Origin of the sequence: Chryseobacterium daecheongense (assembly GCA_027920525.1) — a bacterium.
GTDB classification, from domain to species: domain Bacteria; phylum Bacteroidota; class Bacteroidia; order Flavobacteriales; family Weeksellaceae; genus Chryseobacterium; species Chryseobacterium proteolyticum.
Genome location: CP115858.1, coordinates 3,477,950 through 3,494,392 on the forward strand (window position 1 = coordinate 3,477,950; position 16,443 = coordinate 3,494,392).

A 16,443-nucleotide genomic window follows, 5' to 3' on the forward strand; every position below is an offset into this window, starting at 1 on the left:
AAAGGTATTACAATTATTTTTCATAGACAAACTTTCTATCTGCTCTACCTTTGTCTTGTTCAAATAACAGAACGAAAGAAAATTTTATAAAACAATATTAACAAAATTAAATTTAATTTATTATGAAAAAGTCGTTATTCGTAGCTGCTATCGCTGCAATCTCTCTAGTTGCTTGTAAAAAAACTGAAGCTACTTCTACTGAAGGTGCTGCTGATTCTGCTGCTGTTGCTGCTACTGATTCTGCTGCTGTTGTAGCTGATTCTGCTGCTCAAGTTGTTGATTCTGCTGCTACTGCTACTGTAGACGCTGCTAAAGGTGCTGCTGCTGCAACTACTGCTGCTGCTGCTGACGCTGCTAAAGGTGCTGCTGCTGGAGCTGCTGATGCTGCTAAAGGTGCTGCTGATGCTGCTAAAGATGCAACTAAAGAAGCTGCTAAAGAAGTTAAAGACGCTGCTAAGAAATAATTCTAGTACGTTACTAAATAAAAGAACCGTTTCGCTCAGCGAAGCGGTTTTTTTATTATATATATTATCTTCCTTATTCCTTTTTCTGTCTCAGGGATTCGTAACACGTAATGGCTACGGCATTACTAAGATTTAAAGAATCTATACTTCCTGCCATAGGAATTAATGTATTTTCCCCTTTGCCAATCCAGAAATCACTTAAACCCGAATGCTCGGTTCCGAATAAGATTGCAGACTTTTGGGTCAGATCCCTTTTGTAGAGATCTTCAGAGTCTTTGTCCATAATGGTTGTATAAATATCGAACTGATTCTTTTTCAGAAAATCAAGGGTTTCTTCATTCCCGGCCTGGAATACTTCCATTCCGAAAAGACATCCGACACTTGATCGGATCACATTAGGATTATAGAAATCAGCTTTTGCATCTGTTATAATCAGTGCATCTATTCCAAAGGCCTCGCAACTTCTTAAAATAGCACCAAGGTTTCCTGGTTTTTCAATTCCTTCAACAATAATTACAGTTGCATCCTTTTTAGGTTTAAAAGAGGAAAGGTCAACTTCTTTGATTTTATAAATTCCAATGATCCCTTCCGAAGTGCCTCTATATGCAATTTTTTCATATACTTTTTCACTGACATAAAATACCTTCCCAAGAGGAGTTTCTCCTTTGAAAATTTTTTCGCAGATATAAAATTCGACCGGTTCAAAATCAAATTTCTGTGCCCTTTCATTTTCCTGTTGCCCTTCAACAACAAATACTTTGGATTTCTTTCGGAATCTGTTATCTGTAAGAAGTTTAGTAATGTTCTTGATTTTTTCGTTCTGGAAACTTTCTATTAGCATCCTGCAAAATTATGCAAAATTTATTGTTCAATTTCCCTCCTTTTTAAGAAAAGGCTTTTCATGGTAATATTAAAAGGGATTTTCTTTTTCCTTTTATAATAGATGGTAATACCTATCAGTAGGAGTACGGATAGGAATTTGAATATATTTCCATATAAATTGCCTGAAACATTATCTGAAACGGCAAAGATTTCCCAATACAGATTCATGAAGAAGTGTACAAAAACTGCTATCCAAAGATTAAAATTCCATTCAAAATAGATCCATGCAAAAAGGATAGATCCTAAAAATGTGATGCTTAGTATTTCGATGATTTCTTTGGTGTCACTACTTTGATATAAATGAACCTGCGCGAACAGAAGGGAGCCAAATAGTATGGAAGTGATAAAGCCCATTCCTGTATATCTATATAAAATCCCTATTAAGAAAGCTCTGAATATTATTTCTTCAAATAAAGCTGCACATGCTGTATTGATAAATAATGAATCAAAATGAATGTCTTTCACCAGATGAAAAAATAGAAAATAACCAATTAGCATAGGTAAAGTTGTTACACAGGCTACAACATATCCAACAAAAATGGGCTTGTCAACAGAGAATAGTTCAGATAGTTTCTTTTTGGGGAATAAAAGCTTTGCTGTTAGGATCAAAGGAATTAGTGTGACGGAATAAGCAATCACGTGGTCAATCACTTTATTATTAATGGTTTTATTGCTAAAATTCTGAATGGTTTTAAAGCAGAAAAGATCAAAGAAATAATAGGTTAAAAACCCAAGGATAAATACAGTATAGAAATAAACAGTTTTACTCATATTTGAAAATTTGAGCAAAATTGTGGCTTATTATTCCTGTAATCAAATTTATGTGACGAGTAACATGATAATGTGACGGGCAACAAAGGTCATTCAATCAGGCTTTGCAAATGACTAATGGTGGTTGAAATGAAACTTCTAGAAACCGGAATTGTGAAGTCAATATTTTCGAGGCTTAACTTATAGCCTTGCGCATTACCTTTTACATGTGTTACTTTGGTCAGGTTAACGATATAAGATCGATGGCTTCTTTTAATCGAATGGGTTTCTATTTGATCCAATAATTTAGATAGGCTTATTCTCAAAAGAACTTTTTTAAAAGAATTATATTCTATGTAATAGATAGCACAGTAATTTTCAAGAGATTGGACACAAAGGAAATCATCTTCGGAAATTTGTAAATGAGTAGTACCGGCAATAATGTCCAATGTCTTTTTTTCCGAATGACTAGTAAGTTCAATTTCCTCTAATTGAGCAGAAATCTTATCAGCAGTGTTTTCGTGATTTTTTTTCAGATAAATATATCTTGATAGAACGTAAATAATAGAAATAGGAATGCCTAATGCAAAAGTGAGCATAATCATGTAGAGATAATTTGAGAAACTCAGTTTTACATGGCTAAGGAATAATGTATTATAAAAATAAGATGGGATAGACGCTAATAAAAGGATGACCGCTATTTTTAGTAATTCATAAACAATATTCCAGTTGTTGATTTTTATAGTGAGCAGATTGACGATAAAAAAAGCAGCTCCAAAAATAATGGAATAAGGAAAAAGTAAAAGGTACTTAAGCCTATGCTGAAATTGATCCGTTCCAAATGGTTGAAAAACTATTAAAAACAGATAAATAAGAATTCCTGCAAGTACAGAGGAAATTAAAATCTCTTTTTGAGATTCCGATTTTGGATAGGGAAAGGATGTAAAAGAAACTCGCTGATTCATCTTACAAAATTTAAATCCTGTTTTTACGAAACTTCACTATTTTTTAGATGTTATTATTCTATATTCGGGATGATTTCATTGGTGTCAATTAGACTTTGGGGTAACTCTTTTTTATTTTTTATTCCCAGGGATTTAAGTTTTTGTGTTTGGATAATCAGGTTGTCATTTCCGGTAGATAACTGTTTATAAGCATCATTAAAAACATTTTTGGCCTGATCTAGATTTTTACCTACTTTTTCAAGGTTTTCTACAAAACCTACAAACTTATCATATAATCTGGCCCCCCGGTCTGCAATCTCCATAGAATTTCTGTTCTGATATTCTCGTTTCCAGAGATCTGCAATGAGTTTTAAGGAAGTAATCAGGTTGCTTGGATTTAAAAGCAGGATCCTTTTGTCATAAGCAAAATTCCATAAATTCTGATCGGCCTGCATTGCTGCAATATAGGCCGGTTCACTTGGAATGAACATCATCACAAAATCTAAAGATTTGCCATAATCATCATAAGCCTTCTGACTTAATTGAGAGATATGATTTTTTACGGACGATAGATGCTGATTTAATTTCATGGCGTAGATTTCAGGATCAGTTTCGTCTACTAATTCTGTAAAGGCAGTGAGGGAAACCTTGGAGTCCACAATAACATTTCTTTCATCAGGATACTTTACTACCGCATCCGGGCGCATTTTTTTTCCGGAAAACTCTGAAAATAACGCCTTATTATCCTCATCACGCAGTTCATGTTCTAGAAAATATTCCCTTCCTTTAACCAGGCCTGATTTTTCAAGAATGCTTTCAAGAATCATTTCTCCCCAGTTTCCCTGTGTTTTACTTTCTCCTTTTAAGGCCCGGGTCAGTTTTTTTGCATCTTCGGAAATCTGCTGATTGAGCTCTGCCAGTTCTTTTACTTTTTCAGCCAGCGAAAAACGCTCCTTGTTTTCTTTTTCATAAGCTTCATTTACCCTGTTTTTCAAATCAGTGATCTTTTCCTGAAAAGGCTCAAGAATAGTTTTAAGGTTATTTTGATTCAGAGTAGTAAATTTTTCAGCTTTTTCCTCGAGGATTTTATTGGCTAAATTTTCAAACTGAACCTTTGAATCTTTCTGTATCTTAATAATTTCTTCTTTCTGGGTTTGAAGTGATTTCTGTAAATTTTCATTCACTGCCGAAAGTTCAGAGTTACGCGCATACAAATGCTGCTTTTCCGTAAGAAGGCTTTCAAGCTGCGAGGCTTGTTTGGAAATAATTTGTTTCTGTTCCTGAAACTGACTATTTAAAGATGAATATTCCGCGGAAATTTTTGCATATTCATTTTTAAGATCATTGAGAAGATCTGATTGTTGCTGATTCTGATCTTTTTCATGATTGATGTCCTGATATAATTCCTGGATTTTTTGATTGATATTTTCCAGATCAGAATTCTTTCTTATATATAAATTGTTTATCTCGTCATAAGAAGCCCTTGAAACCATTGAAGATTTCAGCATAAAATATAAAATAACGGCACCTAATAAGGCACCGGTTATAAAACCTACGATTAAATATGTCATCTCCATTCTTCAAAATTATGAAAAAACGCTGGAAGCTGGAAGTGAGATCAGGAACCTGTTGTTTTCCGTTAAATAGTTTAAGTTTTTTAAATAGATAAAAATAAAATACTTGTTGACTTTTTGTGAGATTTCAATTGCTCCCAGCTTTCTTTCCACAACCTCCTTTCTGAATAAGAATACTTATATTTATAGGAAATTTAAGTGTTTATGAACATTTTGTTAGTAGAGGATGATGAGCGAATCAGTAAATTTCTTGTCAAAGGCTTGGGCGAGGCCGGATATCAAATGGTTCTCGCAGATTCCGGAGAGAAAGCCCGTGATCTAATCAGTACCTATGACTTTGATATTATTCTCATGGATATTATGTTGCCAGGGCTGGATGGAATGCAGCTGACGCAGATCATCCGCTTCAAAAAAAATTATACTCCGATTTTGGTTCTTAGCGCTCTGAATAGTCCTGATGATAAAATAAAAATGCTTGATCTGGGAGCCGATGATTATTTATCAAAGCCATTCCATTTTGAAGAATTGATTTCGAGAATCAAAGCATTGACCAGAAGAAATAAATTAAGCTATCAGGAAGGATCGCAGCTTTTACGTTGTGGTAACCTTACAATTGATACAGATCTCCACAAAGTGGTTCAGGATAATAAAGAAATTGAACTTTCCCCTACAGAATATAAACTTTTGACTTTCCTTTTAGAAAATAAAAACAAAGTTCTGAGCAGGACTCAGATCTTACATAATGTATGGGGAATTGATTTTGACAGTACAACGAATGTTGTTGATGTGTACATTTCTTATGTGCGGAATAAAATTAATGAAACGGATCAAAAGATTATCCACACAATTAAAGGAACAGGATATCTGATTAAAGATTAAAGATGACGTTAAGAAACAGGTTTACCATAATTTCGAGTCTTTCATTCGGTATTGTTACCATCATCGCTTTTGCGGTGGTGTTTTTTGCTTATTATGACAGTACCAGAATCTCTTATTTTGAAAGATTAAGAAATACGGCCCTTATTTCTGCCATTTATTATCTGGAAAAAGATGAATTGCCAAAAAGCAGGCATGCCCAGATAAAAACGGAATACAATCATTTGATAGAGAATAAAAAAGTAGCCGTTTACAATAAATACAATGAAGTTACTTTTGGGCAGAACCTGAATGATAAGAATATCAAAGCACTTCATCTGAAGTCTGCAAGAAATAATAAGATGGTACAGTTTATGGCCGGGAATAATTTTTATTACGGCATATTCTATCCGGATAATCAGGGTGATTTTGTCGTTTTTGTCAAAGCCCCGAATGATTCTTTTAAATCACAAATGGTAAGGCTTTCCATAATTATGCTGGCAGTACTGATTTTAGGATTACTTGCTATTTATTTCCTGAGCAGGTATCTTTCCAAAATCGTGTATAAACCTCTATCCAATGTTGTGGATAGGATCAATAATGTAGATTATACCAATATTTCCAGCGCAATTACATCTACCCATACTCATGATGAAATAGATGACCTGATCAAGTCCTATAACAAATTGTTTGGACGGATTTCTGAAAGTATTTTGCTTCAGCAGAATTTTATCAACTATGTGTCTCATGAATTTAAAACACCATTAGCCGCTATCTCGGGCAATCTTGAGGTTTTTGCTCAAAAGGACCGGACGCCTGAAGAATATCGAAAAGTGGTCAAAGAATCATTGGATAACGTATATGAAATTGAAAGTATCCTTAATAACCTGCTGCTGATGTCAGGTCTTACCAAGCTTGAAAGTTCTCACCAGCAGGTAAGAATTGATGAGCTGATCTGGAAGATATATGAAAAGCTGAATCCTAAAGCCCAGGAAAATAATTCTTCTATTAAAATCAATCTTCAGGTAAACACTCCGGATTTACTGGAATTTCCGGGTAATGAAACTTTGCTTTATCTGGCATTGTACAATATTGTTGAAAATTCTATTAAATATTCCGGGCATCATTCTGTAGAGATTGTGTTGTCTGAAGAAAAGGATAGGCATTTATTGATTGAAGTTAAGGACCAGGGCAGAGGTATTTCGGAGGATGATCTTCAAAAGATCACGGAAACTTTTTATCGCGGAAAAAATGTGGATAATATAAAAGGAAGTGGCATTGGCCTATCCTTATCTAAAAGCATATTCGATCATCATCATATTCAGATGAAAATTAATTCTGTTGTAGGCTCAGGAACCCAGGTCTCGCTCATATTTCCGGTTACAAAATAGTTTTCTAATCGAATTCTAATTTTGGACTAACCGAATCTTAATGGTATTTGGAATTGGCTTTAATGTTTACAAAATAGCTTTGTGGTCTTAAACAGAAGACCTTGAAGAAAATCATTTTTACACTATTCTATATTCATTTTTTCGGGTTCTTTTCGGCACAAATTGCGGACACCTTGCAGATTGGAAGAAAAGAAGCGGAAACATTATTTCTTGCGAATAACCTGGATATTATTGCGCAAAAACTGGAAATTTCCCAGGCGGAAGCCCGTGTCGTTCAGGCGAAATTCTGGCCTAATCCTAAGCTGACTGTCAATGAAGTTAATCTTTGGCGTACTTACGATATCGAACAGCAGCCAGCTTTAATAGGGAATTGGGGAAAGAATACCCAATTCTCTGCTGAGATAGAGCAGTTAATCCAGACTGCAAGAAAAAGGAGGAAAAATATAGAACTACAGAAAATTGAAGTAGATGGAGAAAAGTATGAATTGCAGGAAGTATTGCGTGAGCTCAAAAAGTTATTGCGGAACACCCTGACAGAGGTTATCTACAATCAGGAACAGCAGAAACTGTATCGCGGTCAGATTTCCTCTATAGAAAAACTAACAAAATCCTATCAGAATCAGTTAAACCTTGGAAACATAAGCAAATCCGAATATGTGAGGCTGAAGGCCCAGGAAATTGAATTTAAAAAGAAATTAATTTCATTACAACAGGAAATTGCGGAACAACAGGTCGAGTTGAAAGCTTTACTCATTCTTCCGGCTACATCTTATCTTGTTATTACAGATCATTTGTCAATTCCTGAAAAGGAGCTTTCTGAGTTGGAATTACCCAACTGGGTGAATATTGCCAAAGAAAATCGTCCGGACATCCAGATTACAAAAAATAAAGAGAAATACGCACAAAAAAATCTTGAATTACAACGAGCTCTCAGAACTCCTGACATAGCGCTCTCCGTGGGATATGACCGGGGTGGAAATATAATGAAGGATTTTGTAGGGTTGGGTATTTCATTTGACCTTCCGGTTTTCGACAGAAATAAAGGAAATATCCAGGAGGCTAAACTGGAGGTTGCCAAATCCAATTTTGAGACCCGCAAAAACATCCTTAAATCGGAAAATGAAATCGTTTCCGTATTTCAGAATTATACCCGAACGCAAAAGATTTCTGAGGAACTTGATGGATCGTATGAAAGTACTTTGGATGGTTTATTGGCCAGTCATGAGAAAAACTTCAGGCTGAGAAATATCAGCATGCTGGAATATATGGATTTCCTGGAAACCTACATTGGAAATAAAATGATCATACTCGATACGAAAAAAGAACTTAATCAATATTATGAAAACCTGCAGTACGTTGTAGGGCAAGACTTATAAATATGAAAATGAATAGCACAAAATATATAGCAGCTGGCTATTTTTTAGCACTTGTTGTCCTGACCGGTTGCACAGAGAAAAAGCTCAATGAAAATACGGGATCCGAAAACTACTGCATTAGCAAAGAGCTAAAAAAAGATCTTAAGCTGGCAAAAGTAGAAATGCGCTCTGTGGAAGAAAGTATTACTCTTACCGGAGAAGTTGAAAGCAATTCTGATAAAACAGTTCCTTTTGTAAGTTTAGTGGATGGAGTGGTTACGGATACTTATTTTTCCTTGGGTGATTATGTGAAAAAAGGACAAGTCCTTGCCAGTATAAAAAGTGTATCCCTAAACGAAATGCAGGATGATACCCAAACTTTACAGGCTCAGCTGGCTGTTGCTAAAAGAAAGCTCTCTTCTGTGGAGGCAATGTATAAAGATGATATTGCCTCACAAAAAGATTTGCAGGAAGCAAGGTCTGAAGTTCAGATCATACAGTCCAATATTTCCAAAACCAAAAAGAATATGCAGCTGTATTCTGCAGGCAGTACAAATATGCAGGTTAAAGCTCCTGCAGATGGTTACGTAATTGCTAAAAATATTTCTACCGGTATGCCTGTAACTGCCGGAGGTGAACAGCTTTTTACCATTTCCAATCTTGATAAGGTGTGGGTAATGGCTAATGTGTATGCTACCAATATGAGACATGTGTACGTAAATCAGCCTGTCGTGGTAAAAACGCTTGCCTATCCGGATGATAGTTTTTCCGGAAAGATTAATGTCATCTCCCAGGTTTTTAATGAAAATGAAAGAGTGTTGAAAGCTAAAATTATTATGGACAATAATAATATGAAACTTAGACCGGGAATGTCTGCAGATATTGTTTTACCTATTAATGCACAAAACAGAACAGCATTGGCAATTCCTGCCAAAGCTCTGATCTTTGATAATAACCAAAGTTATGTTGTGGTCTATAAAAAAGATTGTGCCATAGAAATGAGAGCTGTTACCGAAGTGGCATCCAACAGTCAGTACATTTACGTAGAAGGAGACCTTAAAGAAGGGGAGATGGTTATTGCTTCCAATGGATTGCTTATCTACGAAAACATGAAAAATCAATCCAATAATTCTACGAAGTAATGCGAAAATTTGTACAAAGTATAGTTTCTTTCTCGTTAAAAAATTCTTTGATTGTACTTCTGGGTACTCTGCTTTTGCTTGCTGGTGGAATTTATTCTTACATGCATACTCCAATAGAAGCGTTTCCGGATGTTACAAACACCAGAGTGAGGGTAATTACACAATGGCCGGGACGAAGTGCTGAAGAGATAGAAAAATTTGTCACGCTTCCAATTTCAAAAGAAATGAGCACAATACCGAATAAAACCTCAGTACGGTCTATTTCTTTATTTGGTTTATCTGTGGTAACGGTTATTTTTGATGATCATGTGGATGATTTTTATGCCCAGCAATATGCTTCGAACCGATTGGGGAATGTTGAACTTCCTAATGGAGCAAATTACAGTATAGAACCACCTTCAGGTGCTACCGGAGAAATTTACAGATACATCATTAAAAGTAAATTGCCTATTAAAGAGGTTACCTCTATTCAGGATTGGGTGATTGAAAGAGAGCTTCGTGCGGTCCCGGGGGTTGCGGATGTTGTAAGTTTCGGGGGAGAAGAAAAGATTTATGAAATAAAGATCAATCCAACTGAATTACATAATTATGATCTTTCGCCATTGGATGTTTATGAAGCTGTTTCCAAAAGTAATATTAATGTAGGGGGAGATGTGGTTTCAAAAGGAGATCAGGCATATGTGGTTCGTGGTATAGGGCTTCTGGAAAGTAAAGAAGATATTGAAAACATACAAATTGAGGTTAAAGGATCCACCCCGATCCTGGTGAAGCATGTGGCCGAAGTAAAAGTTTCTGCCAAGCCAAGGTTAGGGCAGGTGGGGTACAATAAAGAAAATGATGTTGTAGAAGGAATTGTGATCATGCTTCGTGGGGAGAATCCGAGTGAGGTGATTGGACGTCTTAAAGAAAGAATCGGTGAATTGAACGGAGGAGAATTGCCAGGCGATGTAAAGATCGTTCCTATCATCGATCGTACAGAACTTGTAAATACCACTGTGCATACCGTATCCAAAAATTTGGTGGAAGGGGTGATTCTGGTATCTATTATTGTATTTATATTTTTATACAATTGGCGAACAACATTTATTGTGGCGTCGGTTATTCCTTTGGCATTTTTATTTGCGATCATTATGCTGAGGATCCAGGGATTGCCGGCTAATCTTATTTCAATGGGAGCCCTTGACTTTGGACTGCTTCTTGAGGGGACACTCGTTATTGTAGAGCATGTTTTTGTAGCTCTCGAACAAAAGGCCAAAAAGGTAGGCTTACGGCGATTCAATAAAATGTCGAAACTGGGCATTATCAAGAAAAGTGCGGGAAGTGTCGCAGGGTATATTTTCTTTGCCCTTTTAATTCTTATTGTAGCGTTAATGCCTATTTTCTCCTTCCAGAAAGTAGAAGGTAAAATGTTTTCTCCATTGGCATTTACCCTAGGGTATGCTTTGCTGGGGTCTCTGATTCTGAGTTTAACCTATGTTCCTGCGATGTGTAAACTTTTGCTCACGAAGAATATAGAAGAGAAGGAGAATTTTATTTCGAAATTTTTCAGGGTGAACATTTTTAAACTTTATGAGTTGAGCGCCCGCTACAAAAAAGCTTTTATTATTGGATTTGGGGTTCTTTTGGTTATTTGTGGATGGAGGTTTTCCAATTATGGATCGGAATTTTTACCAAAGCTTAATGAAGGAGCAATTTACGTTCGTGCCACCCTTCCCAATAGTGTAAATCTCGATGAATCCGTGAGGCTTACTAAAGAAATGAAACAAATACTTTCCAGATATGATGAAGTGGAATTTGTAATGACGCAAACCGGTCGTCCGAATGACGGAACAGACCCGACAGGGTTTTTTAATATTGAATTTAATATTCAGTTGAAACCTGAAAATGAATGGAAGAAAAAGATTTCCAAAGAAGAACTTCTGGAGGAAATGAGGGTTTCGCTGGAAAAATATCCGGGCATTAATTTTGGGTTCAGCCAGCCTATTCAGGATAATGTGGAAGAATATGTGGCAGGGGTAAAGGCTCCTCTGGTGATCAAGATTTTTGGTAATGACCTTTTCCAGCTTGAAAACTATGCCAATCAGGTTGCGAATTCCATTAGAACCGTACCCGGAATTTCCGATGTGAATGTTTTTAAAAATATAGGCTTACCGGAATTAAGGATCCAGCTTCATGATTCCAAAATGGCAAAATACGGTGTCTCAACTGCTGATGCACAGGCGGTGATTGAAATGACTATCGGAGGACAGGCAGCAACAAAATTCTATGAAGATGAAAGGATGTTTGACGTGATGCTAAGATTTGAAAAACAATATCGTGATAATCCGGAGAAAATAGGAAATATTCTGATTCCGACACAGGATAATAAGAAGGTGCCGTTGAAGGAAATTGCAACGATTGACTACCATACCGGGCCATCCTTTATTTATCGCGAAGGTAATAGCCGATATATTGGTGTCGGATTTAATATTGAGGGACGAGATCTTGGAAGTACGATTAAAGATGCAAAAGCAAAAGTAGCAAAAGATGTACATATTCCTAAAAACCATAAAATGACCTGGGCAGGGGAATTCGAAAGTAAAGAGAGGGCTGCCAAACAGTTGGCAATGGTTGTTCCGATTTCGCTCTTGCTTATCCTGATGTTGCTTTACTTTAACTTCGGTAACATTAAAGATACACTGATTTCATCTGTAACATTGGCTTTTGCATTTATTGGCGGGTTTTTATCACTTTGGTTTACCGGAACTATTTTTGGAATTTCAGCGGGAATAGGGTTTATTATCCTGTTTGGTGTTGCAACAATTGACGGAATTGTATTAATAGGGGTTATGAAAGAAAATCTTCAGAATAAAATGTCCCTGAAAGAAGCAATCAGCCAGGGAGTTCAAAGCAGAATCAGACCGGTGATAATGATTGCCTTGATGGGATCAATGGGACTTTTTCCCGCAGCAATGTCCAATGGAATGGGGTCTGAGATTCAAAAGCCTTTAGCCATTATGATCGTGGGAGGATTGATTATATGCATGATATTGTCTTTTACCGTATTGCCTGTTATTTTCTATTATGCATATCAGAAAAAATACAAAGCAACATTATAATTCTTTCAATTTTATTACATGTTAGTTTTGTTTGCCGGAATGTGAGGATTCCGGCATTTTTTTGATTTATGAATAAAGAAAGTGAGCCGGAAAGCTCACTTTGTATATTGTCTTTGGTCAGATTATGGCGTGATGATAATCGGATCCGGGAACGGCTCAAGAACCAATGGCTTGCACATTGCGGCCGGTTCGCATCTTCCACCCATACATATAAAATTAGTCATCGTGGTAGAACCGTCAGGACATCTGATCAAGGCCTCACCAGGGCATCCTCCCGGGCATTGTGCCGGATACAATGTTCCTCCCATTACATCTTTTAATTCTGTTCTTGAAAGTTTTTTTGAATTAGATTTTTTCATGGTTTAATTTTTTTGTTTAGTGATTATCTTTTATTACTTTTTTATAATTAAGTAAATAAGAATGAGTTATATACACTAAAGTAGTAAATTATTCCATGAGAATATAACTATCTGAAAATAATTTTATTCTATTTGCGTTTTTCTTTGGCTTCGAGATTCGGTAGATCTTTTTTGTATTGTTCCGGGTCCCACTTCATATTCCAATGGGTTACATATTCTGCTAATGGAGGAAGTCCAACTTCTGCCCGCCTTTTATCTACATGGTCAGGATCTTCTAAAGGTGATACATAAAATGCATGAGTTTCAGGATCTTGCCCAATCTGGCTTCCATAAATTTGCTTTTTACCTTGTCTTAAAGCGATTCTATCTTCTAAAAGAGCTAAGCTACCGCTTTGGGCTTTGCCATTTTTTACAGCTTCCCTCATCATAGGCAAATATTTTACCTGCGTCTCCAAATCAGCATGTTGAATAACAAGAAATAAGGTGGTATTTCCCTGGTTACCTACTACATCAGGGCCTAACCAACCATATTTATCAAGAATAGCTTTTACTTCTATTAAATTTAAAGAATCCTTTTTAATTATAGTTCTCCAATGCTCTTGCATTTCCTTTGAATCCCGGCCGTATTTTTTTTCAATTTCTCCAATCTCGCGTCTACCGTTTTGATCTTCATTATAAATGCTTCCAAGCTTTTCAACCAGAGGTTTATTCAATTTGGCATCTGCTTTCTCCTTGTTGAGTTTAATTTTTTCAAGCAATGGCTTCCATCGAACATCTGCATGCAAAGAGTTCAGATCCGTATCTCCTGTTATATGGTTATAATTACTAAATTGAGTAGCAATTTTTTCCAGCTGAGAAAATGCGCTATCCGTTACGGATGCCATTGCCCATGAGCATGCTGCATTATATCTGTCATTAAGAGAGGCTTTCCACCCATTAGACCTAAATGCTTCGGAATAATTATTAGCAGAGTTTTTAAAATCCTTGGCTTTATAAAATGCTTCGGCCTTTTTTACTTTCTCCGTATATTCTTTTGGAGTATTTTGCCCGAAGAGTAGTTTTGCCGATACTAAAAATATCAATACAAATAGTCTTATTTTCATTGTTGTTATTTTGTTATGGGTGAAGATATAATTATTATTTTAATTGGAAATAAATAATATAAAACAAAAGCAATTAAGGACAGTTGTAACAAATACAGCCAGATTGTCTCTTGTTTTTCAGGTAATTCATCCTGTTTAATTAAATATATAAAGAGGATAAAAGCCTGTTTATGGATTTTCCTTAGTGATCTCTTGGTGATGCTTTACATACAGAGGCAAGGCAGCTGATCCATACCAGGGAAGAAGTTCATAGCTGAAGACTCCGGCCTTTACTGCAGGGTCTGTTTTTACCCATTGTTCGGCTTCTTCTTTAGACTTGGTATTGAAAATAAACATTCCACGATAATTTTCCTTATTCTTTTCTAAAAAAGGTCCGGCTACTATAATCTTTCCCTCGTTAGCTAATTTTCCAATATTAGTCATATGTCCTTTCATTATCTCACTCATTTTAGCTTTGTCTTCAATCTTTGCGGGTCCTGTTGTAAGCATAACAATAGTATAAGCCTTCATTCCATATTGATCTGCTCCCAGCGAAGTAGCCAGTTCCTGGTTGAATTTCGGTTTTACCTCTTTTTTCTCTTGAGCGACAGATAAAGTTGCTATCAGGAAACTAAGAGAAAAATAAATTTTAAATTTCATGATACAGTGGTTATTTAGTTATAAGTCTGAGATCTGACATCTAGCATCTACTTAATCTTTTATTCTAAGAAACTCTTTTGCTAATTCGATCATTTTTGGATCACCTGTATATTTTCCATGTTCATCAGATAATTTTACAGTTGGGATCCATTCTTTATTTGGAGCCTGTACACCAATTAATTTCATAACTATATTCATCGGTTTCAAACCGACATCATTGGTAAGATTGGTTCCGATTCCGAATGAAACACCGATTTTACCTTTACAGTATTTAGTGATTTCTTCTACTTTTTCAAGATTTAATGCATCAGAGAAAATGATGTATTTAAAGAGTGGATTGATTCCATTGTTCTTGTAATGGGCGATCGTCTTATCAGCAAATTCCAGTGCATCACCACTATCATGGCGTACTCCGTCAAACAACTTTGCAAACTTTTTATCAAACTGCTGGAAAAACACATCAGTGGTATATGTGTCTGAAAGAGCAACCCCAAGGTCACCTCTGTACACATCTACCCAATGTTCCAAGGCCAGTTCGTTGGCCATTTTGAAGCCATATTCGGCCGCATGAAACATGAACCATTCATGTGCATGGGTTCCGATAGGCTTTACCCCATATTTCATGGCGAAATGAACATTTGAGCTTCCTATGAAAGTGGAGTCTTTTTTTTGTGTCAGGGCTTCCATCACCAGATTCTGAACTTTATAAGAATGTCTTCTTCTGGTTCCGAATTCTGCGAAAGTAACACCAAGCCTTCCTAATGAATCTGCTTTTTCTATGGTTCTATGCATAACGATTTCATTGGAATCCCTTTCCATATGGTTCATTTCGTAATGCAGCTCGCTGATCAATGCTAATAAAGGAACTTCCCACAAGATAGTTCTGTACCAAAGCCCCTCAACAGTTACCGAAAGATCGCCACCATCCTGATGGATCTTTACTTCGGAAGGATCATAATGGTACCCTTCCAAAAAATCAAGGTAGGGAAGGTCGATGTAAGGACAGGTTCTCGCCATAAACTTTTTCTCATCTTTGGTGAGTTTAAGTTCGGCCATTTTGTTTACAGCTTCTCTTAGGGCAATATCAAAACCTTCCGGAAACTGATGTTTTCCTCTGTTGATAAATTCATATTTAACTATGGAGCTTGGAAATAATTTGACCACGGCATTCTGCATGGTTATTTTATAGAAATCATTATCTAGAATGGAATTCAATCGTACGTCGTGCATATTGTGTAATTTTAACGCAAATTTAATAATTAAAAATAAAAATCGTCTAAATGTAAGACGATTTTTTTTATATATCGATGATCTTTGTGGGTTATTTACCCAGATAAGAGTTATACATCCATACTTCTTTTTCCTGCTCCGTAATATAGTCGCTCATTTGTGAATTTGTTCCCTCATCTCCTGCTTTTTCGGTGATATCAAGAAGCTCTCTCTGAAGATCCAAAACTACTTTGAAAGAATTTAAAATGATTTCTACGCTTTTCGTTCCGTCACTTACTTCCTTACTTTCTTTAATTGTAGATATTTTTAAATAGTCTGAATAATTATGTCCGGGAGTTGCTCCTAAGGTCAGGATTCTTTCAGCAATTTCGTCGATCTTTAATACAAGGCTATTATATAATTCTTCAAATTTCGGATGTAGTGTGAAAAACTGGTCACCTTTGATGTTCCAGTGAGAACCTCTTGTGTTTTGATAGAATACTGAATAATTGGCTAATAGTACATTAAGCTTTTCCGAAATGTTTTTACAATCGGTTTCTTTAAGACCGATAATACTGGCATTTTTCATACGTTTATTTTTTTATGCTATAAATGCAGTAAATATTGTGCCGAAATAGTAGGTTCCTGATTGATGATACTTATCTTTGGTATTCTTAT

15 protein-coding genes are annotated in these 16,443 nt (G+C 36.0%); 6 read left to right on the top strand and 9 right to left on the bottom strand.

What is annotated here, in order from left to right; genetic code table 11:
• The first annotated feature begins 122 nt into the window (after window positions 1-122).
• A complete protein-coding gene (locus PFY10_15415) occupies window positions 123-464 on the top strand; it encodes a hypothetical protein (protein ID WBV55613.1) in 342 nt (113 codons plus the stop codon).
• Window positions 465-537: 73 nt separating this feature from the next.
• Here PFY10_15415 and PFY10_15420 read toward each other — a convergent pair whose 3' ends face one another.
• From PFY10_15420 to rmuC, 4 genes are all read right to left on the bottom strand, one after another.
• Complete coding sequence (locus tag PFY10_15420) at window positions 538-1,305, bottom strand: RNA methyltransferase (protein WBV55614.1); 768 nt, start codon at window positions 1,303-1,305, stop codon at window positions 538-540.
• 20 nt (window positions 1,306-1,325) lie between these two features.
• Window positions 1,326-2,117 carry a CPBP family intramembrane metalloprotease gene (locus tag PFY10_15425; GenBank protein ID WBV55615.1) on the bottom strand — a complete coding sequence of 264 codons (792 nt, stop codon included), beginning with the start codon at window positions 2,115-2,117 and terminating at the stop codon, window positions 1,326-1,328.
• Window positions 2,118-2,206: 89 nt separating this feature from the next.
• Window positions 2,207-3,061, bottom strand: coding sequence for a LytTR family DNA-binding domain-containing protein (locus tag PFY10_15430; protein WBV55616.1), 855 nt, complete (start codon window positions 3,059-3,061; stop codon window positions 2,207-2,209).
• A 53-nt stretch (window positions 3,062-3,114) separates the two neighbouring features.
• On the bottom strand, window positions 3,115-4,611 hold the full coding sequence (gene rmuC, locus PFY10_15435) for a DNA recombination protein RmuC (GenBank protein ID WBV58951.1): 1,497 nt from the start codon (window positions 4,609-4,611) through the stop codon (window positions 3,115-3,117).
• A 207-nt stretch (window positions 4,612-4,818) separates the two neighbouring features.
• On the opposite strand from rmuC, the gene PFY10_15440 reads away from it, so the two are divergent.
• From PFY10_15440 to PFY10_15460, 5 genes are all read left to right on the top strand, one after another.
• Window positions 4,819-5,493, top strand: coding sequence for a response regulator transcription factor (locus PFY10_15440; GenBank protein WBV55617.1), 675 nt, complete (start codon window positions 4,819-4,821; stop codon window positions 5,491-5,493).
• Between the two features lie 2 nt (window positions 5,494-5,495).
• The gene (locus PFY10_15445; protein ID WBV55618.1) at window positions 5,496-6,860 is read left to right on the top strand and encodes a HAMP domain-containing sensor histidine kinase; all 1,365 of its coding nucleotides are present in this window, start codon (window positions 5,496-5,498) and stop codon (window positions 6,858-6,860) included.
• 101 nt (window positions 6,861-6,961) lie between these two features.
• Entirely contained in the window at window positions 6,962-8,236 is a 1,275-nt protein-coding gene (locus PFY10_15450) for a TolC family protein (protein ID WBV55619.1), read from the top strand.
• Window positions 8,237-8,244: 8 nt separating this feature from the next.
• Window positions 8,245-9,357 carry an efflux RND transporter periplasmic adaptor subunit gene (locus tag PFY10_15455; GenBank protein ID WBV55620.1) on the top strand — a complete coding sequence of 371 codons (1,113 nt, stop codon included), beginning with the start codon at window positions 8,245-8,247 and terminating at the stop codon, window positions 9,355-9,357.
• Entirely contained in the window at window positions 9,357-12,455 is a 3,099-nt protein-coding gene (locus PFY10_15460) for a CusA/CzcA family heavy metal efflux RND transporter (protein WBV55621.1), read from the top strand. Before PFY10_15455 ends, PFY10_15460 begins: the two co-directional genes overlap by 1 nt.
• 122 nt (window positions 12,456-12,577) lie before the next feature.
• Here PFY10_15460 and PFY10_15465 read toward each other — a convergent pair whose 3' ends face one another.
• The 5 genes from PFY10_15465 to PFY10_15485 all read right to left on the bottom strand — a co-directional run bounded on the left by PFY10_15465 (window position 12,578) and on the right by PFY10_15485 (window position 16,354).
• Window positions 12,578-12,814 (bottom strand): hypothetical protein, encoded by a 237-nt coding sequence (locus PFY10_15465; protein WBV55622.1) that lies wholly within the window; start codon window positions 12,812-12,814, stop codon window positions 12,578-12,580.
• Between the two features lie 128 nt (window positions 12,815-12,942).
• Window positions 12,943-13,917: a hypothetical protein gene (locus tag PFY10_15470; protein ID WBV55623.1), complete on the bottom strand. Its 975-nt coding sequence runs from the start codon at window positions 13,915-13,917 to the stop codon at window positions 12,943-12,945.
• 168 nt (window positions 13,918-14,085) lie between these two features.
• Window positions 14,086-14,556 carry a YciI family protein gene (locus PFY10_15475; protein ID WBV55624.1) on the bottom strand — a complete coding sequence of 157 codons (471 nt, stop codon included), beginning with the start codon at window positions 14,554-14,556 and terminating at the stop codon, window positions 14,086-14,088.
• A 51-nt stretch (window positions 14,557-14,607) separates the two neighbouring features.
• Window positions 14,608-15,786, bottom strand: coding sequence for a nicotinate phosphoribosyltransferase (gene pncB / locus PFY10_15480; protein ID WBV55625.1), 1,179 nt, complete (start codon window positions 15,784-15,786; stop codon window positions 14,608-14,610).
• Between the two features lie 91 nt (window positions 15,787-15,877).
• Window positions 15,878-16,354, bottom strand: coding sequence for a DNA starvation/stationary phase protection protein (locus PFY10_15485; protein ID WBV55626.1), 477 nt, complete (start codon window positions 16,352-16,354; stop codon window positions 15,878-15,880).
• Window positions 16,355-16,443: the final 89 nt, after the last annotated feature.